Below are 21,683 nucleotides of genomic sequence, written 5' to 3'. Positions count from 1 at the left end.
GTTTACTACATTTCGTGTTTCAACTGAGGCTGCATGATAAAAATCAGCCTTAAATAATCTGCAACGAGCCCTGGCGAAGTTTGTGCTGATAGATAAATGCGGTTAATGCTACTGGTACGATAATCGCCACCAGCATCGCGACCGCGAACACTTGCCAGTAAGTTGGCTGAATAGAGAGAATGCCCGGCAAGCCGCCGACGCCAATGCCGTTCGCCATCACGCCGTTAAGACCGCACAGCAGACCTGCCAGCCCGGAGCCGATCATCGCGCAGAGCATCGGGAAGCGGTATTTCAGGTTGATACCGTACATCGCCGGTTCGGTGACGCCGAGAAACGCGGAGATGGCGGCAGGAACCGAGATTTCACGTTCGTTGTGTTTGCGGCTGGAGATAATAATCCCCACCACTGCCGACGCCTGGGCGATGTTCGAGATAGCAATCAGCGGCCACACCGGCGTACCGCCCATGCTCTGGATCATCTGCATATCAATCGCCAGCGTGGTCTGATGCACGCCGGTGATCACCAACGGCGCATACAGGAAACCAAACAGCGCGGCGCCAATCGGCGCGAAGCTGCCGGTCATCAGGTGGCGCACCGCGAAGGCCACGCCGTCGCCAATCAGACGGCCGAACGGGCCGATCAGTGCATGGGCGAGGAATACCGCGAGGATAAGCGAGCACACCGGCACAATGACCAGATAGAGATAGTCAGGCACGATGCGCTTCATGCGCGTTTCGATAAAGCCAAGCGCCAGACCCGCCAGCAGCGCCGGGATAACCTGCGCCTGATAGCCCACTTTGGCGATACTGAACAGGCCAAAATTCCACACTTCCGGCACCTGCTGCCCGAGCAGATAGGCGTTCATCAACTGCGGCGACACCAGCGTTACGCCCAGCACGATGCCGAGGATCGGCGTGCCGCCCATTTTTCTCACCGCTGACCAGCAGATCCCGACCGGCAGATAGAAGAAGATTGCTTCGCCGATCAGCCACAGGAAGTCGTAGATCGTTTTCAGCGACGGGAACATTTGCGCCAGCGTCTGGCCGTTGCTCATTGGCAGATCGCCGATCACGTTGCGGAAACCGAGGATCAAGCCGCCGCTAATGAGCGCGGGCAGGAGGGGGAAGAAGATCTCGGCGAAATGCGAAATCAGCTGCTCGTGCCATTTCATATTCTGGCGGGCGGCTTTTTTCGCCTGTTCTTTGTCGGCAGACGCCTGACCAGTGGTGGCCAGTAGCGCCTGATAGTAGTCGCCAACGTTGGTGCCGATGACCACCTGAAACTGCCCGGCGTTGGTGAAGCAGCCTTTGACCATCGGTAATTCTTCGATGGCTTTCGGGTTGGCTTTTGCGGGTGCGTTCAGGACGAAGCGCAGACGGGTAATACAATGGCTGACAGTAGCGATGTTCTCGCGCCCGCCCACCAGCTCGATCAGGTTATCGATGTCCTGCTGATTAACTTTGCTCATCATGTAGCCTCATGGCAGATGAAGGATGTTGCGTAATGACCTGATGATCATCCTGAGCCTTTCCGCAAATTCGGTAAATGGGAACGTTCCCGAAACGCAGCGACGATCACACTATTTGTGCAGAAAAGGATCAGGCGAGTCGGGCGGGGATCACTATCTGACGTGGCTCGGCGTGGCCGTTGATCTGCTCGATCAACTGTTGCGCCGCGCGGCTTCCGGCCTCGGCGTAGCCGGGATCGACAGTGATAATTTCCGGGTGGAGAAACTTCATCAGCGGCGTGTTACCGACGCTCGCCAGCTGAACGGTGTCGATGCGCTGTTCCTGGAGATATTTGCTGGCGCCGATGGCGAGCGTATCGGTGGCGCAGAGCAGCGCGGTGGTGTCACTGTTCATCACCCTGGCGACGTTGTCATAGCCCTGTTTCATGGCGAGACCGGGCAACGCGGCAACCGGGTTGATCTTGCGCTTTTTGCAGAAGGCGAGGTATGCCTCATGGCGGCGTTTGCCGGTAGTGACGTCACTGTGCGGCACGCCGAGGTAGCTGATATGGCGATGCCCCTGATCGTACAGGCGCTGCATCAGCGTCTGAATAGCGCCTTCGTCGTCATAACAAACCGACGCAAACCCGCTGGCATCCCGCGCCAGCAGCACCAGCGTCGGTTGCCACGGCGCGAGCATCGCGTCGGTGATGCCGGTAAAGCCAAACAGCACCACGCCGTCGATGTTGCGGCGGCTCAGCATGCCTAAATGCTCTTCCACCAGCGCCGGGGAAAACTGGCTCTCGATCATGATCGGATCGTAACCGCGTTCGTAAAAGGCAGGCAGCATAGTTTGTACGGCGAGGTTTTCGGAGAGGGAATCGAGACGGGTAACGATAATGGCGACCACTTTGTCGCTCTGCCCACGCATCGCACGCGCCGAGCGGGAAGGGGAGAAACCGTGCTGAAGCATGACTGCTTCGATACGTTCCCGGGTGCGCTCGCTGACGCCGCTTTCATTGTTCAGGACGCGGGAGACGGTGGATTTTCCCACCCCGCTTAAGCGTGCGATATCTTTGATTGTCAGCCGGTTTTGCATCCTCAATTCCCGTCGTAAGCCAGTTCTAACGAATAAACAGAGACTACTGTGATTCAGCGAAATCACAAGGGGCAAAAGTCTGGTTGATGCCCGGTTTAGTTGCGCGGTCGTATGATAACGCCATCATCGCACAAGCTTCATCGTTTATCTGGCGGACTTGCGCGGTCTCTCTTCTTTCACTTACCGGAGGTGACATGGATCCCGATCCCATTCCCCGATATCGCGGGAGTTTTTTTCGCGCCGGTAAGGCTGTGGTGACTGTCTTACCGGCGCGGTGAGGCAGTGACGTCGTTGATGTCCCTGTAGTGAATGTTTGTGCCTGTCAGGTACGGCCTTGCCCTGCCTGAAAATCGTGCTGCGCCCGTGAATTGCGGGCGCGGAGGGACTTCTTATGTGGAAAATTTTTAGCCGGCAGCTGTTTGCGCAGCTTAGCCGCCGTCTGCCGCGCCGTCTCGTTCAGCGTGACCCGATGCCCGCGGGCAAATCGCTCGCCAGTGGTCCGATACCGGACTCGCTCGCCCGCCATTGTCTGAACGTCGCGGCGATGGATGAAAACGAAATCTGGCGTGCCTTCAATAGCCACCCGGAAGGGCTGACCGCGATGGAGGTTGAAGAACATCGCGAGCAGTACGGCGAAAACACCCTTCCGGCGCAGAAACCGGCGTCGTGGTGGGTGCATCTGTGGCAGTGCTACCGCAACCCGAAGCGCAGACGGGTAATACAATGGCTGACAGTAGCGATGTTCTCGCGCCCGCCCACCAGCTCGATCAATTTATCGATGTCCTGCTGATTTATTTTTAGCATATTAAATGTCCTTTATTGTTAGAGACGCATCGCTAAATTTATTCGAAGGCATACTGAATAATTTATAGGGAACGTTCCCTTTTCTTTTTAAAACAAGCGGTTAGAATATGTTACGTAATGCATTTGCTTCCGGTAAATATGAGGGGAAATCTTTAGGGTTAAGTAAAACTCAAATCTAATCCGGTCGCAGTGCAATAGATTCATAAAAAACGTGAAACGTAATTAATTGAAAAATATCGCTTTTATGTTTTTTCATCATATTAAAAAATATACATATGGACGTAGTTTGGAAGGGACAATTTATTCGATTGTTTTTTAACCCTTAGCCTGGTAACAACAAATTTACTCAGTGCCAGAGGGTTATTAATCCATTAATTAAGAAAGCGACTACAGAAGTAGTAGTTTCCTGCGTTGTGAACAGAGTGATATAAGTTATCTTCTTAAAAAATTTTAAAGGAATTTAAGGCTCTATCGGGATTATGGATTTCTTACTCAGTGTTTAATATGGATGCTCTTTTTCGCCGGTTAACGGAAAATATATCAGAAAATCTGTGATCTTTGAGATCAATCGAGTCTCAAAGTAAGAATATTTGTCTATTTATGGAGTGTGGTTGAGATTTTTCATGCCTTACCAGATACATTATTAAAGTGATGTTTTTTTGCATGAATAGCAGATTTTACAGTATATTTGGACAAGAGGGCAGTAGATCTGCTTATTAAGTATTTAGGAGGTTAACTGAATTTTCACAAGTGATGTTACTAAATACAATAGGGTAAATTCGTATATGAAAATTGAGTATTCGTAAGAACGAATATTTAAAACGTATCAAAAATAAGGGGCCGTGTCATCTTTTAGTAAACAACATGTTGACGTTCTTAGTATGTGGCGATATATTCTTACATCAATGATAAGATGTGTTTTTATTTGACTATGTTATATTTAAAACAATGCTAGTATCAATTTCGATGCTATCCTGTTTCTTATCGTTATTATATGACTTCACAATTTTATCTTTATAAGTGCGTATGTTCATTATTCACTATGCGATGAAAGTGAACAAATGAGCATATCTTCTCTGCAACATGCACGAGTAAGCAACAGGACTGGTCAACCTGTTTGTATCGATGATGAAGGAAAAGCCTTAAAAGTGCTATTACATTGTAAGGCAACAAAATGAGGCTTCTGAATATCAGGATAAATAGGAATAATATATGAAAGCATTATACCTTGGCGAAAAGAACCTCGGCAGTCTTGGCATTATTAGTATCATAGAATCTAATTATAAAATGTCTTCTGTCATCCTGAAGAATATCGATAAATTTATTGAAGAAGACTCTACCGACTACTATAGCATCGGGATCATTGATGGTCGGGCACTACACACTAGTTCTTCATGTAATTTGAAGCGACTATCGCAATTGATTAGTTACCCGGTTCTTTTGTTAGTGGAGGAGAATCAGCCCTGGAAGAAATATCTCGAACAGATCCAATATATCCATGGCGTGATAAAACGAGAATGTGATATAGGTTTTTTCCTTAATAGTATCAATGTGATACAAGATGGCGGGTATTGTTATTCCTGGAGCATACACACTCTTAATAATGATATTAGTGAGGTATTCAATGAGGAATATTATGCCTCTTCCGGGCTTACCCGACGAGAAATGCAGATCCTGAAAATGTGCCTTGAGGGCGCTACAAACAAGGAAATTTCAGGCAAACTTTCGCGCAGTGAAAAAACAGTCAGTGCGCATAAGTCCAATATATTACGAAAATTAGGTATAAAGCGTTTTCCTGAGCTTTTTATCCGACGTCACCAAAATAATCTTTGTTAATGATATTTTGAAAGCAGATCGATAAAGATAGCATTACCTCTATTGATCTGCATATTTATTCGCTTGAAGACGCAAGCACTGGCGCGGCCTGCAACTGCTTTAGGGGAATAATTTATCCCGGAGAGACTCCCTTCCTTCTGATTTATCCCTTCACAAAAAAAGAGCAAGTCGGATACTAACGCAGTTAACAATTACCCTCAACTTTTTGGATTGGAAGTTAATTGTGTTTATGTGCAAGGAATCAACATTATGAGAATGCGTAAAACGATGCTGGTACTGGGAATAAGTCTCTTTCTGAGTAGCTGCCAAAGTATGGAATCGGGGAGCTGGTTTAGTACCGGAGCTGAAGCTTTCGAAGTTTATACATTGAGCGACTATCAGGTACAACCGCAGAATGATCAGGCCTGTCGGGAAATAGATAGTAGAGCCACTATTGCACCGGGAAACAGTGATTATGCCAGGCGCCTGCAAAAAATTGCGTTGATGCTTGGTCACAACATTAATGGTCAACCTGTCGATTATAACGTTTACCTGTCAAAAGAAATTAATGCCTTTGCAATGGAAAATGGCTGCATACGTGTTTACAGTGGGTTGATGGATCTAATGAATGATAACGAAATGGAGGCCATTATTGGTCATGAAATAGGTCACGTTGCCCTTGGCCATGTTAAAGAGAGCCGGCAAATAGCCTCTGGTACAAATACGATGCGCACGGTGGCATCGTCAGTAGGTGGCCTCGCTGGCAGTGTTTCTCAGTCTCCGCTTGGCGATATGGGGGAAAGACTAATTAACTCTCAATTCTCTCAGCGGCAGGAGCTCGAGGCCGATGAGTATTCTTATGATTTGCTACGTAAACGTGGACTCAACCCAACAGGACTTGTCACCAGTTTTGAAAAACTGGCGAAGCTGGAAGTAGGTCAACGAAACTCTATGTTTGACAATCACCCTGTCTCTGCTGAGCGAGCGGCACGTATCAAAGATCGCATGGCTGCTGACAGTATAAAATAGTGATAGTAACTCATTTCCATAATGCGGTATAAAAACTGTCTACGAAAATAGCAATGGCTACATAGGATGCTAACCGTAGCCATCGCTATCACTGGTCAAATGAATCAGATGTAATTCAAATATCCAGTATTAACTAATGTGATCGCTTTTTTGATACGATATCGTATGTTTGCGCGCAACCAGCTATCAGATGACCACTCCGTCTCAACAAGTTCTTTACCAAAAATTTTCGATGCTATCGTTCGGTGCGAAAAACCTTTATTTAGATCATCGATTGTTTCTAATAAATTTGGTGGTGGCTCTTTATTGAGGTCAGAAATCTCATTGTTAATAATGCCTTTAATGAAGTCGATGTTTTTGCTTTTGATTTTATTGTCAAGATTGAGCGGAAAGCACAGAAAAATTCTCGAGCTACTATTTAAAGCATCAATATCTTCGATGAAAAACTGAAAGTAATCATTTTGATTGAATATCTTGATACATGTTGTTTTGTCTTGCAAAGTTAATTTTTCAAGATTCATCCCAGATTTTTTATAGAGACTGCCCCATATACAATCCCCATACTTGCTAAGCATTACCCTGGCTGACTTGCTGCTTAACTCAGGTGACCAGAAAACATTTTTAGGATTTTTCTCAGATGGATCTGCATATTTCAGTAACCCCCATTTTTTTTCAGCGTTACGATCAAGAATTGTTTGTATTCCAGGTCTTGATTTACTATTATTACTTAGTTCCCAGTCAGCAATGTACTGCTTATTCCTTCTAAGGTATTCCCAAGCAAAATCAGTATATGCCTCGCTATCCATAATCCATTCCTTAAGTTTATGGTTGGTCATTAAAAACTATATTTCTAGTATTAATGATTGTTTGTAGCATATCGCATAGGGTCAAAAAAAACCTGCTTCAAATTGTCCCTGTTGTCCTGGTGGGTATCCAATATATTAATGTGTAAACAAAGTAGAACATATTTTTATATATGAAACTCCCTTCTCTGTCTCTTATCTATGTATGAAGATGAATAAGGAAGTTCGTTCAGGTTTACGAGGTGAATTTAACTTCATCACGGGGTAGAGGATAAATGACGATTGATACTTTTTCTCAAGAGTTTTATGGCGTTGAATTTGATCCTATGTATGGTGAGATTGAATCCATGCTGGCTCAGTTAGATGAGTCTTCTGATCCTCTTGCGGAGGCAGGAGCTGCCCCACAGGTGAACTGGAGTCTTGTTGCTGAACATGCTAAAAAAATGCTTGAGCAGTGCTATGACCTGCGAGTCGCGCTATGGCTAATCCGTGCCAATATGTATCTGGATTGTATCAGTGCTGTTTATCATGGTATTACTGAGCTCGGACAGGTTTTAATGAGTGAAAATAACATTGCCTATCCGAAGTCAGAGACAGATAATAGTAATGAAGGACATGCTGCCGCTTTAGGATGGCTATCTGCACCGCAATTCATTGCAGAATTGAAATCTATAAAGCTTACAAGAGAGCATAATTATCAATTACATGATCTGATTAATGTAGATGCAAACTCATCGGCCGAATATTCATTTTCGTCATCCTCCTCAATCCTGTTAGCCATAAACACTTACTATCAACAAAATAGTTTGCCTGATTTTAATGAGCAATTAACAGCAATCAGTCAGACTTTAGAAAATGTTGAAGCATATGCGAATCAGTACAGCGAAGGATATTTGCTGGATTGTCATGCACTACGATCTTTTTTAACTAAAGCATTATCTCAACTCAAACAACAGTCAGCACCAGTGAATCTTAATGAGGATGACATCAATGCGGAAAGAAGTAATATCGCTGGTATAGCAGGATCTTTATTGCTCGACGGAGGGGATGCAAATATTCGATCCAGGCAGGAGATTATCCTGATGCTGGATCGTATTCTGGATTATTTTCAACGCTATGAGCCTAGTCATCCTGCTCCCATATTCATACGTCGTTCAAAGCAAATGATTGGCATGGATTTTATTTCTATTGTCGAAGAGCTTTTGCCGGAATCGATGAATACTCTGCAACAATTTACTGGAAATAATAACATCACGGCTGAATGAGGAAATTGAGATGGCAAAAGATGCAAGTTCTCAAAAATTTATTGGTAGAAACAACGCGCCTCGAGTGCAAATTGAATACGACGTTGAGATTTATGGTTCGCAGAAAAAAGTTGAATTGCCTTTCGTTACTGGGGTGATGGCAGATCTTTCTGGTCACCGGGCAAAACCTCTTGCCCCTGTAGAGGAGCGTAAATTCCTGACTTTCGATCAAGATAATTTCGATGCCCGCATGCGAGCAATTAAGCCACGCTTAAAATTTTACGTTGATAACACATTAAGCGAGGAAGATGAGTTGCTCGATGTGGAACTGGAATTTGAATCAATGGAGGATTTTTCCCCTGGCTCCATCGCGCGTCGCATTCCACAGATGGAAAAACTGCTGGAGGCCCGTGCGCATCTGGCGGAATTGATCACCTATATGGATGGTAAAGCGAGTGCTGAAGAAGTCGTGAAGCGTTTGCTTGAACAACCGGATTTTTTACAACGTCTGGCAACCGATGCACAGGGGACTATTGCTGCAATCAATGAGAACGAGGATGAGCAGCCAACTGAGCCTACTGAGGGAGATGCATAAGTGGAAAACACACAACAAGTTCAGCCTGAGCTGCAGCCAGAAGTCGGTCTTTCTTTTGCCGAAGATGATTACAATGAGCTTGATGATTTACTTAAACGTTCATTCCGTCCAAGAACGGATGAAGCATCTACCGCTGTTCGTCGTGCGATTGGGACTCTGGCGGCTTACGCACAAAAAGGGAAAGTGAAAGTTAACAGAGATGTCGTGCTGACCATCGAATCTCTGGTTGCGGAAATTGATGAGAAACTTTCCGAGCAAATGAACCATGTGCTCCATCACAAGGAATTCCAGAAACTGGAATCGGCATGGCGTGGTTTAAGTTACCTCGTTGACAACACCGAGGTTAATGAGACGCTCAAAATCCGTGTTTTGAATATTCGTCAGGATGAGCTTGCCTCAACGCTTCGCCGGTACCGTGGTTCCGCCTGGGATCAAAGCCCTATTTTCAAGCAAATCTATGAGCAAGAGTACGGTCAATTTGGTGGCGAGCCTTTTGGCTGCATGATTGGCGATTTTGAGTTTGACCATGGTCCGCAAAGCGTGAGTTTACTCACTGAGATTTCTAAAGTTGCGGCCGCAGCACACTGTCCGTTTATTGCCTCAGCATCGCCGGCTATTATGCAAATGAATAACTGGAAAGAGCTTGGGAACCCGCGTGATATTGGCAAAATTTTCACTACCCCTGAATATGCGCCCTGGCGCCGCCTGCGTGAAAGTAATGACTCCCGCTATCTGGTGTTGACATTGCCGCGGTTTTTGTCCCGTTTGCCTTACGGCGCAAAAACTAATCCGATTGAAGATTTTGCGTTTGAAGAAGTCGTCAACCCTCATGTCATTGAAGATTTCTCATGGGCAAATGCCGCCTATGCTATGGGGGTCAATATTAACCGTGCTTTTAATGAATTCGGTTGGTGTTCACGCATCCGCGGTATTGAATCAGGTGGGTCAGTTGAAGAATTACCCGCTTACGCGTTCCCTTCTGATGAAGGTGGGTATGAACTGACATGCCCGACAGAACTGGCCATTTCCGATCGCCGTGAAAATGAACTCTCAAGTGCTGGTTTTCTTCCTCTTGTATATCGCAAGCATTCAGATTTCGCTGCATTTATTGGATCGTGTACTTTGCATGCTCCTGCTAATTATGAAGATCCTGACGCAACAGCTAACGCCAAGTTATCTGCGCGTTTGCCCTATATCTTTGCGACCTGCCGTTTTGCGCATTACCTCAAATGTATTGTTCGAGACAAAATTGGTTCGTTCCGTTCTCGTGACGATATGCAGGTCTGGCTTAATGACTGGTTAATGAATTATGTAGACGGGGATCCAACAATATCAACGGAAGCCACCAAGGCTAAACGTCCTTTAGCTGCTGCAGAAGTCAGAGTCGAGGATGTTGAGGATGATCCAGGTTTTTATCGCGCTCACTTTTATTTGCGCCCGCATTATCAGTTGGAGGGGATGACAGTCTCTTTGCGACTGGTTTCTAAACTTCCGTCAAGTAAGGAAGGGAAAGAGAAGTAAGTGTTCTGATTTCCAGAGTATCAAAATTTCCGTGACATGCCATTTTCTGGTTATTACCAGTCAATGTTGTTTTTTTATAAGAAACATCAACTGGACGGAATTAATTTTCGCTTTATCGGGTACTTTGGGTCAGCACATTTTATATCGAGGGTGTTTTATTAATTAATGTAATTAAACAGGAGTAAAGCATGACAGCTTTAGTAGATTATTTTCTCAAAATTGAAGGCGTAGAAGGTGAATCTCCCGATCAAACCTATGGCGGCTGGATTCAACTTCAGGCCTGGCAATGGTCTGAGGAAAACGCCGGACGCTGGGGGTACGGCAGTGGTGGCGGTTCCGGTAAAGTCGAGATGAAAGATTTCGAATTCCGCATGGTCAGCAACAAAGCTTCTCCGAAACTTTTTCTGATGTGCGCCACCGGTGAACATATCCCGCAGGCTAAACTGGTATGTCGTAAATCCGGCAGCGGTCAACAGGATTTCTTGACCGTTACCTTCGGAAACTGCCTCGTCTCTTCATTCAAGACCGTTGGCAACATGCCTCTTGGCCCATCAATGGTCACTCTTCAGGATGCAGATACTGTACTGCCTACTGATGTCATCAGTCTGAACTTTGCACGTATTGAAATTGAATACAAAGAGCAGAAGAACGATGGCTCGATGGGTGCTGTTATTAAGTCTGGCTACGACCTGAAACTGAACTCTCGTATCTAATGAATAAACTGCTCCACTATATGGTGGAGCAGTATTTTGGAAAAAGGGATGATGAAAACATCGGATCCGGTTTTGTTTGACAAACTGACCGTACGGCGTGACCGTTCAGGTTTACCCCACTGGCGGGAAATACTGTTGAGAGATATTGAATATTTGCTGAATGATTCGGCACATAGTGCGGCGCTAAAGTTACAACGATATTCTCAGTGTGAAACATCCGTTGTGAATTACGGATTACCTTCTCTTAGCCAGCAGGTGCCAGTGAATACTGATCTCATTGCCTTAGCCAGACAAATTCAGCGCATCATTGCCACTTTTGAATCACGTTTGGATCCTCATTCAATTCGCGTTGTCCCGTTAATAGACAAGGACCAAACATGGGTATTAGCTATTTTATTCGATATTCATGCTAAGTGTAGTTTGCCTGAAGACGAACAAATGGTGAATTTAAGAATTGCACTCGATTACTCCTATGGGATCGTTCGGGTGTTATAAATGCTCGTCAATGATAATAAAAAGAGACAGTAGTTATGCTCAGCGATAAATTTCTCGCGCTATACAACGAAGAATTGCGTTATTTGCGTGAAGATGGTCAGCGCTTTTCTCACACCCATCCTCAGGTTGCCAGACATTTAGGTATGTTGTCAGACAGTGTGCTGGATCCTTTTGTCGAACGTTTACTGGAGGGCACCGCTTTCCTGAGCGCCAGAGTGCAGGAGAGACTTAACAATGAACAGCCTGAATTCGCACTCCAGATGTTGGGGCGTCTGGCGCCATTCTGGTATACGCCGTTACCTTCTATCGCCACGATTTCAATGATTCCTGATTTGACCTCTCCACAATGGCATTCGCAAGTGGAGTTTCCCCGGGGAAGTAAGGTATTGATGCATGACGCATCATTGGTGAACCGTCATGCCACATTCTCTACCGGACGTAGTCTTAAAATTCAGCCTCTGGTCATCGAATCTGCACGGTGCGCGAATACCCCTTCTGCGCATTTACCACAGGTCGTAGCATCGTCCATGCAGGATGGACAAGCACATATTGAATTACAGATGTCCACTCAAGGCGTTGCCTCACTGGGTGATCTTGATTTTGCCCCCATGCATTTAACGCTGACGGGGGATATTGTTCATTCAAATCAATTAATTACAGCTTTGCTCAATGATACTCTGCGTATCATTCTGTGGACCAGTACCGATAAAAATAAACCCATCGTTAAGGTGTTACCGTCTGACAATTTGCGTCAGGGGGGGCTTAGCGAAGAGGAGGCATTACTCCCTGCGGCGATTGGGGAACTACCAGGTAGCCGGTTATTAAGAGAGTACTTTGCGGCGCCGTCGCGATTTCTTTCACTGGAGTTGCATGGTCTTAACGACTTTTTACAGCAGGCAGGGCGTGAACAGAAATTTGAAATCCTGTTCGTTTTACGGCATCGCCCATTACATTTGAACGGGCATGTGAGCGAAGAGGATTTCCGTTTATTTGCGACTCCCATTATTAATTTAAGTAAACGCCGCTGTAGCCCTGTGTTAATTAATGGCGAGCATACGGAATATCCTGTTATCGTTGACAGGCTCAATCCTCGTACATATGAAATTCATCATCTGTTGAAAGTAAATGGTTTACTGAATGATGGCAGCAGTTTGCCATTTTCACCTTTGCATGGTTATGCCAATTTTAGTAATGATGAGCAGGTCGCTGGCTACAGTTTACGCAGGCGCAGAGAATTCGCGGATAAAAACGATCATAAATTTGCACAGCTTCCAATGGATAGCCTGTTTATCGCGCTTTCTCCGGGAAGAACAAATATCGATATTGATCGCGTTAAATCGCTTTCTATAGAGGCTATGGTCTGTGATCGGCATTTGATCCCGAGCCAGCTCCAGCAACCTGGCTTCCATCTGGAAAGTGCTCTGCCGATACGACGAATTGAAATGTTAAGACATCCCTCCAGGCCTCAGGGCGTTCCGGATATCGCTCAGGCATGGAAGGCTCTGCAGTTGCTGGCAAATAACCCTTTGCGTTATGCCTTGCCGGAAATTGCTGATTGCTCGTCCTTACTTCGCGACTGGCTTTCATTATTTAGTCAGCCTAATGATGCGACTCATCACAGACGCATAACCAGTCTGAACCATGCGTGTATTGAGCATAATTTTGAACGCAGCCTGTTGCCCGGCCCCATAGCGTGGATACGGGGTGTCCAGGCCACGCTTGATCTTCACAGCCATCACCATAGCGACAAGGGGGCGTTTCTCTTTGCCCGCATCATCCATCACGCGCTTGCTGAGTATTGTGAACTCGGACAGACCCTCCGAATGACCGTCACTCTGGATGGCGAGCCGCTGACGAAATGGGGGCCCATCACCCATGCCTAAAAGACAAGCCGCGACCAGACGTATCGTCGGTATTTCAGCGCGGCAGGATTTTTTCGAATTACTGCGCCGTATTGAGTGGGCATCTCATAGCGATGTGCGGCTTGGTGATCCGGGGCAACGGCAAATACGTATTTATCAACCCGCTGATTTGTCATTTGCCCCACGGGAAGTGGCGGATGTCCGCCAACCGCTGGGCGACGGTCAAACTGCTGAACCGGTGATTATTATTTGTCGTCATTTCGGATTATTTGCCCCTTATGGTCCTTTACCTATCCATATCACAGAGCATGCCCGTAATGAGTTGCTGGCCCGGCGGAACAGGGCTTTTCAGGATTTTGCGGGCATTTTGAGTCAGCGAATGGCGATTTTGCATTACCGGGCGTGGTCACAACTGCATGTCGCGGTTGGGCATGATCATAAAGAACACAACCGCTTCAAATCGCATATACACCAGATTGCCGGCCTCCTGGATGAAACGGGTATAAATCGCCATATCCTCAACGTGCGGGAAGCCTTTCCCGGCGCCTATCTACCTGGCCGCGGTTCACTAAGGAAATTGCAGGAGATTTTGACCCACTATTTTTCTGTCCCTGTGCGATTGACTCCACATAAGGGAACATGGATTAACGATGCGCGAAATCAAGAATGCCAAAGAATGGGATATCTGGGTTCAACTCGCATTGGCAAGCGGTTTTTCGATGCACAACACAGCCTCTCGGTAGCTATCGGACCGGTTATCGGAGATGAGTATCTTCAGTATCAACGAGGGAGTGAACGTCTGAAAACGCTGGTACACCTGTGTCATGACTTCATCCGTCACCGGATGGTGCTGGATGTCAGCATTCTTATTCAAACTTCACCCGACATGGCCTGTTGTTTGAGGAGTGGCAGGCTTGGGAAGCATAGCTGGTTGAAACCCGGCACAGCTTTGACGAAACGACTCCTCTACAAAACGACAACCTGATTAAAGGAGTAATAACGGTGTATCAGCGTGAACGTCTGTTTAACCGACTCGGACCATTTGCTTACAAAACGTTTGTTGAAGCGACCCGTTTATGTCGAAGTTACCGTCATGAATTTGTGGAACTGGAGCACTGGCTGAAAATTTTACTGGATCGCCAGGATGGCGATCTGCCCGCTTTATTCACTCACTACAATGTGAATCAGAGTGCGGTTACGGCGCGTATTGATAATTTTATCCGGTATATGCCAAACAGTAATACTTCTGTGCAGGATTTGTCGGATCGTCTGGAAGCCGCTGTAGAGTGTGGTTTACTGATTAGCCAGCTCACAGGAAACCAGAAGACTATTCGTACAGCGCATATTCTTATCGGTTTATTGCAGGATCCTCAGCACCAGCGCTGGTTATACCGTTTATGTGATGAATTTAAAAAATTCCCGGTGGCGCAAATTGCTGAACAATATGAAGAGGTGTTGATCTCTTCCTGTGAACATAGTGAAGGCAGAGAAGCGGACGACAGCCAGGGGGTAACTACCGCCGAATCGTCCGGACGGGACCCCGATGCGCTGGAAAAATGGTGTAGTGACTTAACGAAACAGGCACAACAGGGAGAGATTGATCCGGTTATTGGTCGAGAATCTGAACTCCGCCAGGTCGTGGATATTTTACTGCGTCGTCGGCAGAACAACCCTATCCTGGTGGGCGAAGCGGGGGTGGGTAAAACGGCGGTGGCTGAAGCGCTTGCTCGCCGTTTAGCCAGTGGTGAAGTACCGCCATTGCTACAGGGTGCGCGTCTGTTGTCCTTGGATCTTGGCCGGATGCAGGCCGGAGCGAGCATGCGTGGGGAATTTGAATCCCGCTTAAAGGCACTGATCGATGCTATTCGGCAATCGCCTACGCCTGTGATTTTGTTCTGCGATGAGGCACACACCCTCGTTGGCGCCGGTGGGCAGGCAGGTACAGGTGATGCCGTCAACCTGCTCAAGCCACTGTTAGCGAGAGGGGCGTTGCGCATGATTGCCGCAACAACCTGGTCCGAATACAAACAGTTTATTGAGCCAGATTCCGCGCTGACACGACGTTTCCAGCGGGTATTTATCGGCGAACCGGACGAGTCAACGGCAGTAGACATGTTGCGTGCAATTGCTCCTCACTTTGCGCAGCACCACAACGTCACGATTCGAGATTCTGCAATTACTTCTGCGGTCAGACTCTCTGTGCGTAATTTACCTGCGCGCCAATTACCGGATAAGGCTATCAGCCTGTTAGATACTGCTTGCGCCAGGGTTGCGCTCAGCCAGCACGCTGATCCTCAGGCCATTGAGGCTCTGGCCGCAAGGCTGAGCATACTCAATACAGAACATCAATACCTGCAGCATGAACTGCTGCTCGGCGCTTCGGTAAATGAAAGGTTAGCAGAAGTCGAAACGCTTATTTCTCAGATGGAGAAAGAGCTCGAAGACTTGCGTCAGCGCAACGAGCAAGAGCGTGTATTAGTCAAGGAGTTGGTGAGCTGGAGCGAAGGGAATACGATTAGTTCATGTTTACCTGAATTACAGGAATTACAGCAGAACAAACCGCTGGTTTATCCCTGGGTCGATGAACACACTATTGCGGAAGTACTTTCTGACTGGACCGGTATTCCGTCTGGCAAAATGTTGCAGGATGACATCGAATGTATTCTCAATCTTGAACAGTATTTAGGCGAGCAAATTTTCGGCCAGGATAATGCCATCCGGGAAATTGCGCAGGCGATGCGTATTGCCAGAGCAGGCATTCAACCGCAGGAAAGACCTTTAGGTATATTCCTGTTAGCCGGGTCGACAGGTACGGGGAAAACAGAAACAGCCAATGTTCTGGCAGAAATGTTATATGGCGGAGTCCATAACTTAATTACGTTCAATATGAGTGAATTTCAGGAGGCGCATACTCTTTCAACCCTGAAAGGTGCACCTCCGGGATATGTTGGCTACGGTAAGGGCGGGAAATTAACCGAGGCCGTTAGACGTAAACCCTACTCAATTATTTTACTTGATGAGTTTGATAAAGCTCACCCTGATATTCATGACGCTTTTTACCAGGTGTTTGATAAAGGCTGGATGGAAGACTCTGAAGGGCGAATTGTCAGTTTCCGACAATGCTTTATTTTTCTGACGTGTAATCAGGGTGCAGAGGAAATTGAACTGGCCTTCCAGGAAGATATAAACGTCAAATCTAATGTTTTAAAGCCGCGGGTCTATGACGCGTTATTACGTAACTTTGCTCCTGCGTTACTCGCCAGGATCAATATTATTCCTTATTTACCTCTGGGGCAGGAGGCGCTTTCTGCCATTGCTGAACACAATCTCAATCGTCTACGTCAACGTCTGCAATCGGAAACCGGCGCCGCGCTTGAGATGGAAGGGGATATCCCCGGCTGGATCGCCGAACGGGTCAGTACACATCCGAATCGTGGACGTGCGGTAGATGAACTTCTGCGTCAGACCGTGCTCCCCGCTATCGGCAATGAAGTCCTGCGACGCAGACGGGAATCAGAATCGTTACAAGCAGTCCGACTGATCGTTGAAGCTCAGGAGCTCAGTATCGTGTTTGCTTAAAACAAGTTTCGGACATTGGATTACTACCTTTATTACGATGGGGGCGATATGCCTTTAATTGAGATAGAAAATGACAAATTGTCAGTAATGGATGCGTTTCCTCTTAGTTTCACAACGAGAGAGCACATTTCTGGTAATCCAGTTTACAAACTGGAATTTCAGGTTGCAGATGCCGATCTGGATCTGAGCGCACTGCTTGGTGAAGTTATTAAGGTACGGATTGAACTTCCCGATGCTGCGGGTTATCGCACCTATTTTACTTATGTCGTTGCTGGTGCCGATGAAGGACAACGACAAAACCAGTTTGTGTATAGTCTGGAAATGAGCACCTGGCTATGGTTTTTAATGCAAAACCGTAACTGTCGAATTTTTCAGAATATCAGTGCCATTGATATTATTGAACAGATTTTTGAACGCTATAATTTTGCGGATTATCGTATTGATCTCGAAGGAACTTATCTTCCGCGAGAATATTGTGTTCAGTTTGAAGAAAGCGATTTTAACTTTGTCAGCCGGCTGATGGAGGATGAGGGCGTCTGGTATTATTTCGATCACAGTGAAGAAAATAATACTCTTGTCATTACCGACCGCCAGCATTTCCCTGTTCTTGAAGGTAATTACGCTGAGCTAAGTTTTTTACCTGATAGTGAAGAGCAGCGTGCGATTCGAGAAAGTATTCAACGCATTCAGCGAACAAATCGTATTCATTCCAGCGAAGTTGTATTGAGGGATTTTGATTTTATTAATCCACGCAATACGTTACAGACACAAATTGAAGAGAGTCGTGCACATCTGCAGGGCATTCCGCTGGAATGGTATGACTATGCGGCCGGCTATACCGATATTCAGGAAGGGGACACCATTGCTCGCTTGCGACTGGAAGCGATGCAGAGTAATAACCAGCTGTTAATAGGGGAAAGTAACGCCGCTGGCTTGATTGCAGGCTATGCTTTCGACCTGGTTCAGCATCCGGATCCGGGGAGAAATCGGGGTTTCAAATTAATTAGTTGTGATTACACCTACTTGCAGGATGGTCCTGATAGCGCCAGCCAGGGACGTAACATCTCCTGTCGTTTCAGGGCGTTGAACGATGATATTCCTTTTAGGCCGCTGTGTCTGACAAAACGCCCACAGGTTTCCGGTAGTCAAAGTGCAACCGTTGTCGGTGCCGAACAGTCTGAGGTTCACACTGATCAATATGCTCGTATTCGTGTTCACTTCCATTGGGATCGATATAAGACAACAGAAGAAGACTGCTCCTGCTGGATAAGGGTGGTTCAGGCCTGGGCTGGTAAAGGCTGGGGAGTCGTCGCCATGCCTCGTGTCGGACAAGAGGTTTTGGTGACCTATATCGATGGCGATCTGGATCGTCCGATGGTGACCGGGATTGTCTACAATGGCGAAAACCCTCCGCCATATCGCCTTCCTGAATATATTAATTATTCAGGACTGGTGTCTCGCTCACTCCGATTTGGACAGCCGCAACATGCCAGCCAGCTGACATTCGATGATAACCGGGGTAACGAGCGAGTCATGCTCCATGCTGAGCGTGATTTGCAAAAGACCGTCGAGCGTAACAACGCGTCTGCCGTGGGGCAGGATAAATACGAAACCGTTGCGCGTACCAGCACGGACTGGTTCACAAATCACGTCTCTTATAAGGATATGAACTTCTCCATTACGGGGATGAATTTTTCTTTCACTGGCCTTAATGCATCCGCCACGATGCTCAACTTCTACTTCACTGGCTTTGAAGTTGGGTGCGTGCCCGTTGGTACCTATTTTAATGGGATCAACACTTCTTTCGTGGGCGTTGGTACTCACTTTACTGGAATGTCCACATCCTTTACGGGGGCAGCTAACAGCCTGACCGGCGTGAGCAACTCAATGACCGGCTGTAGTAACTCTTTTACCGGCATCAGCAACAGTATTACGGGCAGCAGCCATAGTATCACCGGGTTCAGCAGTAGTCTGACAGGATGTAGCGTCAGTGAAACGGGACATAGTTCCAGTATGACGGGATCGAGTGAGTCTTTCACCGGGAGCAGCTTTAGCTCTACAGGATCCAGTGTCAGTCAGACAGGCAGCAGCGTCAGCACAACCGGTAGCAGCATTTCTGTCACAGGCAGCAGCATTAGTACGACGGGTAGCAGCATCAGCATGACAGGAAGCAGCATCAGTGCCACTGGCAGCAGTATTAGTGCGACAGGGAGCAGTATCAGTACGACAGGCAGCAGTATCAGTACGACAGGAAGTAGTGTTAGCGCCACCGGTAGTAGTGTCAGTACGACAGGCAGCAGTATCAGCACAACCGGTAGCAGCATTTCCGTCACAGGGGTCGCTATCAGTTACAACGGCGTCCAGTACGCAGACTGTGGTATTGACCTGAAAACTGTCGGCATGCAGAGCAAGAACTGAGGGGGCTTCTTATGCGTATCATTCGTCCCCAACAACTTGCAGTACTGAAAAATGGCTACCAAATTGGCCGGGACAGCCATATGGGCATCAGCGTTGTGGCCGGGTTTTATCTTTCCCGACAGGATCACTTTATTACTGAGCCTCAGATCTGGCATGCCTGGAAGTCGGCACCAATATCATTTCGGGTTCTCGATAGTGTGGAACCAAAGCCTTTTGCCGAATTTTTACTGGCAGGACATGCGGGTATTGGTGAAGAAGTTAATGCGCTGGATGTAATGGCCCGTGTCGGGCCACTCAAGCGTCACTGGCGCGTTGAAGGGGACAGTGGCACCGCCGGGATGACCGTTAAGCCTTTCTTGCGCATGCCATTGGATCATACGCACAGTTGGGGAGGTAAAGGATGTAAAGAAAACGCGTTGGGACGAGGCTATGGCGATTCTCAGCATCCTAATCTGATGTCGATTAACATTGATGGTTCTGCCATTGTTCGTTCGCCTTTGGCGGCGCCGACACCGCTTCCACCTGATTTTCAGATTCGTAAGAACCATATGGATAATGTGGCTTCGTCGATGTCAGACAAACATTATCTGGAAACGTTTTTCCCGGGGTTGCCCCCGGGTATCGATCGCCGATATTTCCAGATGGCTGCACCGGCGCAATGGTTGAATAAAGCCGAATGGCCTAACGGTATTTCCTTTGAACTTCAGGGCTTTCGTGAACATAACGAAGTGCTGAGCGGAGATTTTCCTGTTGTACGCGCCAGGGCTTTTGTCTGGGAAAATGACGCGAAATACCCCGAGGAAATTGTACTGCAACGCAAGACGTTGTGGCTGCTGCCTGATGATGACATAGGGCTGATGGTCTTCACTGGACATTACCCGTTGAAGCATTTATTTGATGAGCCTGTTGAAACCTTATTGGTTGCGCTTGATCCTGCAACGTCTTTGCGTGATGAAGCACATTACTGTGATGTGTATGCACGTCGCAGCCATGAGGATGCGCCAGCCTTTGAATTTTTAAATGATCCGGACCTGATGCCAGTGGGTATGCCGTTGAATGTCATTCGCAGTCTCACCGATCATCCGGACTCGAAGTTCTACAGCGCGTTGCCTTTACCAAAAGCGGATACGACGCATTTTTATGATGATGTGAAAGAGGCTATCGCACTTTATCAACAGCAACAGCAGGCACGGAAAGAATCGGATAACGCCAGTTCGCCTGGCATTAATGAGACGATGTTACCCGCACTTCCTGAAGGACAAGGCGAAACGTGGCTAAGTGAAGGAAATGCAGAGGCGGAGAACATTACGTTTTCGGGTACTGATTTTTCTGCATCTCTCCTGGAAAATAAACAGTTCCGTTATTGCACATTTCATAATTGCAAATTTAAGGCGACACAGTTGAAAGACTGTGTATTTGAACAATGCCAGTTTATCCTTTGCGATTTTGATGGGTCGTCATTTTCTGGCGTAACGTTGTCAGGTGGGTTTATTAAGCATTCGCATCTTCAGGATGTGCAAATAGAGAATTCTTTACTGGAGAAAGTCACGCTGGAATCATCAGGTTTTCAGATGAGTCATTTTATTAAAAGTAGCCTGAATAATAATATTATGATGCAGGATGATTTTAGCCATTGTCGTTTTGATAGCTGTTCATTTAATAATGGATTCTTTACTTTTTCCATATTCTCCAGTGCCTCATTTCTTCAAAGTCAGGTGGTTTCCTCTGTTTTTGAGAAATGCGAGACCCAGAATGTTTCATTTTCGCACTGCACGCTAAATAAGAATTCATTCATTGAGGGGACATGGCAAAACAGCCAGTTTATGGCATGTCAGATGGACAGTGTTACGACGGGGCTGGGAGTGAGTTTCTCTGATTCACGCTTTGAACAGTGCAGCCTGGTCAGAATTGGATTTACTAAAGCCGATCTTCAGCGGTGCCATTTTGTGCACTGCACATTACTGGAAGCATGTTGCGATAAAGCAGACTTTGATAGCGCCCATGTTATTTCTTGCGATATGGCAGGCCTGCGCCTGAAAGATGCGGTACTGACGCATTCACTCTGGCGGGGAACCAGCCTGCAACAAAGCGTGCTTTACAACGCAGATTTGCGTGATACCACGTTCAGGCAATGCAATCTGGCTGGTGCCAATCTGGCAATGGTTAGCCAGAACGTTACCACACGCTTTGATGGCTGCCTGATGGAACACGTTCACTGGATTCCCCGACGTTATCGGATGAATACCTGATTATGCGGGA

Annotated in this window: 15 protein-coding genes and 2 pseudogenes; 13 read left to right on the top strand and 4 right to left on the bottom strand. The window is 46.9% G+C overall.

The features are described from left to right. Positions 1-49: 49 nt before the first annotated feature. Together treB and treR are read right to left on the bottom strand one after the other, a co-directional pair. Entirely contained in the window at positions 50-1,468 is a 1,419-nt protein-coding gene (treB, locus tag GM30_RS12410) for a PTS trehalose transporter subunit IIBC (protein ID WP_162212994.1), read from the bottom strand. Positions 1,469-1,598: 130 nt separating this feature from the next. After that, entirely contained in the window at positions 1,599-2,546 is a 948-nt protein-coding gene (gene treR / locus GM30_RS12405; protein WP_049848870.1) for a trehalose operon repressor TreR, read from the bottom strand. 391 nt (positions 2,547-2,937) lie between these two features. Here treR and GM30_RS27700 point away from each other — a divergent pair. After that, positions 2,938-3,249 (top strand): annotated as a pseudogene (locus GM30_RS27700) (cation-transporting P-type ATPase); the annotation flags it as partial. Here the strand turns inward: GM30_RS27700 and GM30_RS27230 are convergent. After that, a pseudogene (locus GM30_RS27230) lies at positions 3,243-3,350 on the bottom strand (PTS transporter subunit EIIB); the annotation flags it as partial. The pseudogenes GM30_RS27700 and GM30_RS27230 sit on opposite strands and share 7 nt — an antisense overlap. Before the next feature lie 1,212 nt (positions 3,351-4,562). On the opposite strand from GM30_RS27230, the gene GM30_RS12395 reads away from it, so the two are divergent. Next, positions 4,563-5,186 (top strand): helix-turn-helix transcriptional regulator, encoded by a 624-nt coding sequence (locus tag GM30_RS12395; RefSeq protein ID WP_049848868.1) that lies wholly within the window; start codon positions 4,563-4,565, stop codon positions 5,184-5,186. Positions 5,187-5,435: 249 nt separating this feature from the next. After that, positions 5,436-6,194: a M48 family metalloprotease gene (locus GM30_RS12390; RefSeq protein ID WP_049848867.1), complete on the top strand. Its 759-nt coding sequence runs from the start codon at positions 5,436-5,438 to the stop codon at positions 6,192-6,194. Between the two features lie 104 nt (positions 6,195-6,298). Here GM30_RS12390 and GM30_RS12385 read toward each other — a convergent pair whose 3' ends face one another. Further along, entirely contained in the window at positions 6,299-7,000 is a 702-nt protein-coding gene (locus GM30_RS12385; protein ID WP_049848866.1) for a transcriptional regulator domain-containing protein, read from the bottom strand. A 272-nt stretch (positions 7,001-7,272) separates the two neighbouring features. On the opposite strand from GM30_RS12385, the gene GM30_RS12380 reads away from it, so the two are divergent. From GM30_RS12380 to GM30_RS12340, 10 genes are all read left to right on the top strand, one after another. After that, entirely contained in the window at positions 7,273-8,262 is a 990-nt protein-coding gene (locus GM30_RS12380) for a type VI secretion system protein TssA (RefSeq protein ID WP_049848865.1), read from the top strand. A 10-nt stretch (positions 8,263-8,272) separates the two neighbouring features. After that, the gene (tssB, locus tag GM30_RS12375; RefSeq protein WP_038162280.1) at positions 8,273-8,836 is read left to right on the top strand and encodes a type VI secretion system contractile sheath small subunit; all 564 of its coding nucleotides are present in this window, start codon (positions 8,273-8,275) and stop codon (positions 8,834-8,836) included. Between the two features lie 30 nt (positions 8,837-8,866). Beyond that, positions 8,867-10,357, top strand: a complete 1,491-nt coding sequence (gene tssC / locus GM30_RS12370) for a type VI secretion system contractile sheath large subunit (RefSeq protein WP_420340978.1) — start codon at positions 8,867-8,869, stop codon at positions 10,355-10,357. A 188-nt stretch (positions 10,358-10,545) separates the two neighbouring features. Further along, on the top strand, positions 10,546-11,070 hold the full coding sequence (locus GM30_RS12365) for an Hcp family type VI secretion system effector (protein ID WP_038162297.1): 525 nt from the start codon (positions 10,546-10,548) through the stop codon (positions 11,068-11,070). Between the two features lie 51 nt (positions 11,071-11,121). Further along, complete coding sequence (locus GM30_RS24390; protein ID WP_072091746.1) at positions 11,122-11,565, top strand: type VI secretion system baseplate subunit TssE; 444 nt, start codon at positions 11,122-11,124, stop codon at positions 11,563-11,565. A gap of 35 nt (positions 11,566-11,600) precedes the next feature. Further along, the gene (gene tssF / locus GM30_RS12360; RefSeq protein ID WP_049848863.1) at positions 11,601-13,448 is read left to right on the top strand and encodes a type VI secretion system baseplate subunit TssF; all 1,848 of its coding nucleotides are present in this window, start codon (positions 11,601-11,603) and stop codon (positions 13,446-13,448) included. After that, on the top strand, positions 13,441-14,412 hold the full coding sequence (gene tssG / locus GM30_RS12355; RefSeq protein WP_049848862.1) for a type VI secretion system baseplate subunit TssG: 972 nt from the start codon (positions 13,441-13,443) through the stop codon (positions 14,410-14,412). Before tssF ends, tssG begins: the two co-directional genes overlap by 8 nt. A 17-nt stretch (positions 14,413-14,429) precedes the next feature. After that, positions 14,430-17,006: a type VI secretion system ATPase TssH gene (tssH, locus tag GM30_RS12350; protein WP_049848861.1), complete on the top strand. Its 2,577-nt coding sequence runs from the start codon at positions 14,430-14,432 to the stop codon at positions 17,004-17,006. A 48-nt stretch (positions 17,007-17,054) separates the two neighbouring features. Next, entirely contained in the window at positions 17,055-19,424 is a 2,370-nt protein-coding gene (gene vgrG / locus GM30_RS12345; RefSeq protein WP_049848860.1) for a type VI secretion system tip protein VgrG, read from the top strand. Positions 19,425-19,435: 11 nt separating this feature from the next. Next, positions 19,436-21,673, top strand: coding sequence for a DUF2169 family type VI secretion system accessory protein (locus tag GM30_RS12340; RefSeq protein ID WP_049848859.1), 2,238 nt, complete (start codon positions 19,436-19,438; stop codon positions 21,671-21,673). The last annotated feature ends 10 nt before the right edge of the window (positions 21,674-21,683 follow it).

This window comes from Trabulsiella odontotermitis, from assembly GCF_001188485.1.
In the GTDB taxonomy this organism is placed as follows: domain Bacteria; phylum Pseudomonadota; class Gammaproteobacteria; order Enterobacterales; family Enterobacteriaceae; genus Trabulsiella; species Trabulsiella odontotermitis_A.
This window is presented reverse-complemented; position numbering and strand designations above follow the sequence as displayed.

What these genes read in the sequence shown, in the direction of transcription:
- treB (WP_162212994.1), bottom strand. Translation starts at nt 1,468, where the DNA reads ATGAGCAAAGTTAATCAGCAGGACATCGATAACCTGATCGAGCTGGTG.
- treR (WP_049848870.1), bottom strand. Translation starts at nt 2,546, where the DNA reads ATGCAAAACCGGCTGACAATCAAAGATATCGCACGCTTAAGCGGGGTG.
- GM30_RS12385 (WP_049848866.1), bottom strand. Translation starts at nt 7,000, where the DNA reads ATGGATAGCGAGGCATATACTGATTTTGCTTGGGAATACCTTAGAAGG.
- GM30_RS12395 (WP_049848868.1), top strand. Translation starts at nt 4,563, where the DNA reads ATGAAAGCATTATACCTTGGCGAAAAGAACCTCGGCAGTCTTGGCATT.
- GM30_RS12380 (WP_049848865.1), top strand. Translation starts at nt 7,273, where the DNA reads ATGACGATTGATACTTTTTCTCAAGAGTTTTATGGCGTTGAATTTGAT.
- tssF (WP_049848863.1), top strand. Translation starts at nt 11,601, where the DNA reads ATGCTCAGCGATAAATTTCTCGCGCTATACAACGAAGAATTGCGTTAT.
- tssG (WP_049848862.1), top strand. Translation starts at nt 13,441, where the DNA reads ATGCCTAAAAGACAAGCCGCGACCAGACGTATCGTCGGTATTTCAGCG.
- GM30_RS12340 (WP_049848859.1), top strand. Translation starts at nt 19,436, where the DNA reads ATGCGTATCATTCGTCCCCAACAACTTGCAGTACTGAAAAATGGCTAC.
- GM30_RS24390 (WP_072091746.1), top strand. Translation starts at nt 11,122, where the DNA reads ATGAAAACATCGGATCCGGTTTTGTTTGACAAACTGACCGTACGGCGT.
- tssB (WP_038162280.1), top strand. Translation starts at nt 8,273, where the DNA reads ATGGCAAAAGATGCAAGTTCTCAAAAATTTATTGGTAGAAACAACGCG.
- vgrG (WP_049848860.1), top strand. Translation starts at nt 17,055, where the DNA reads ATGCCTTTAATTGAGATAGAAAATGACAAATTGTCAGTAATGGATGCG.
- GM30_RS12390 (WP_049848867.1), top strand. Translation starts at nt 5,436, where the DNA reads ATGAGAATGCGTAAAACGATGCTGGTACTGGGAATAAGTCTCTTTCTG.
- GM30_RS12365 (WP_038162297.1), top strand. Translation starts at nt 10,546, where the DNA reads ATGACAGCTTTAGTAGATTATTTTCTCAAAATTGAAGGCGTAGAAGGT.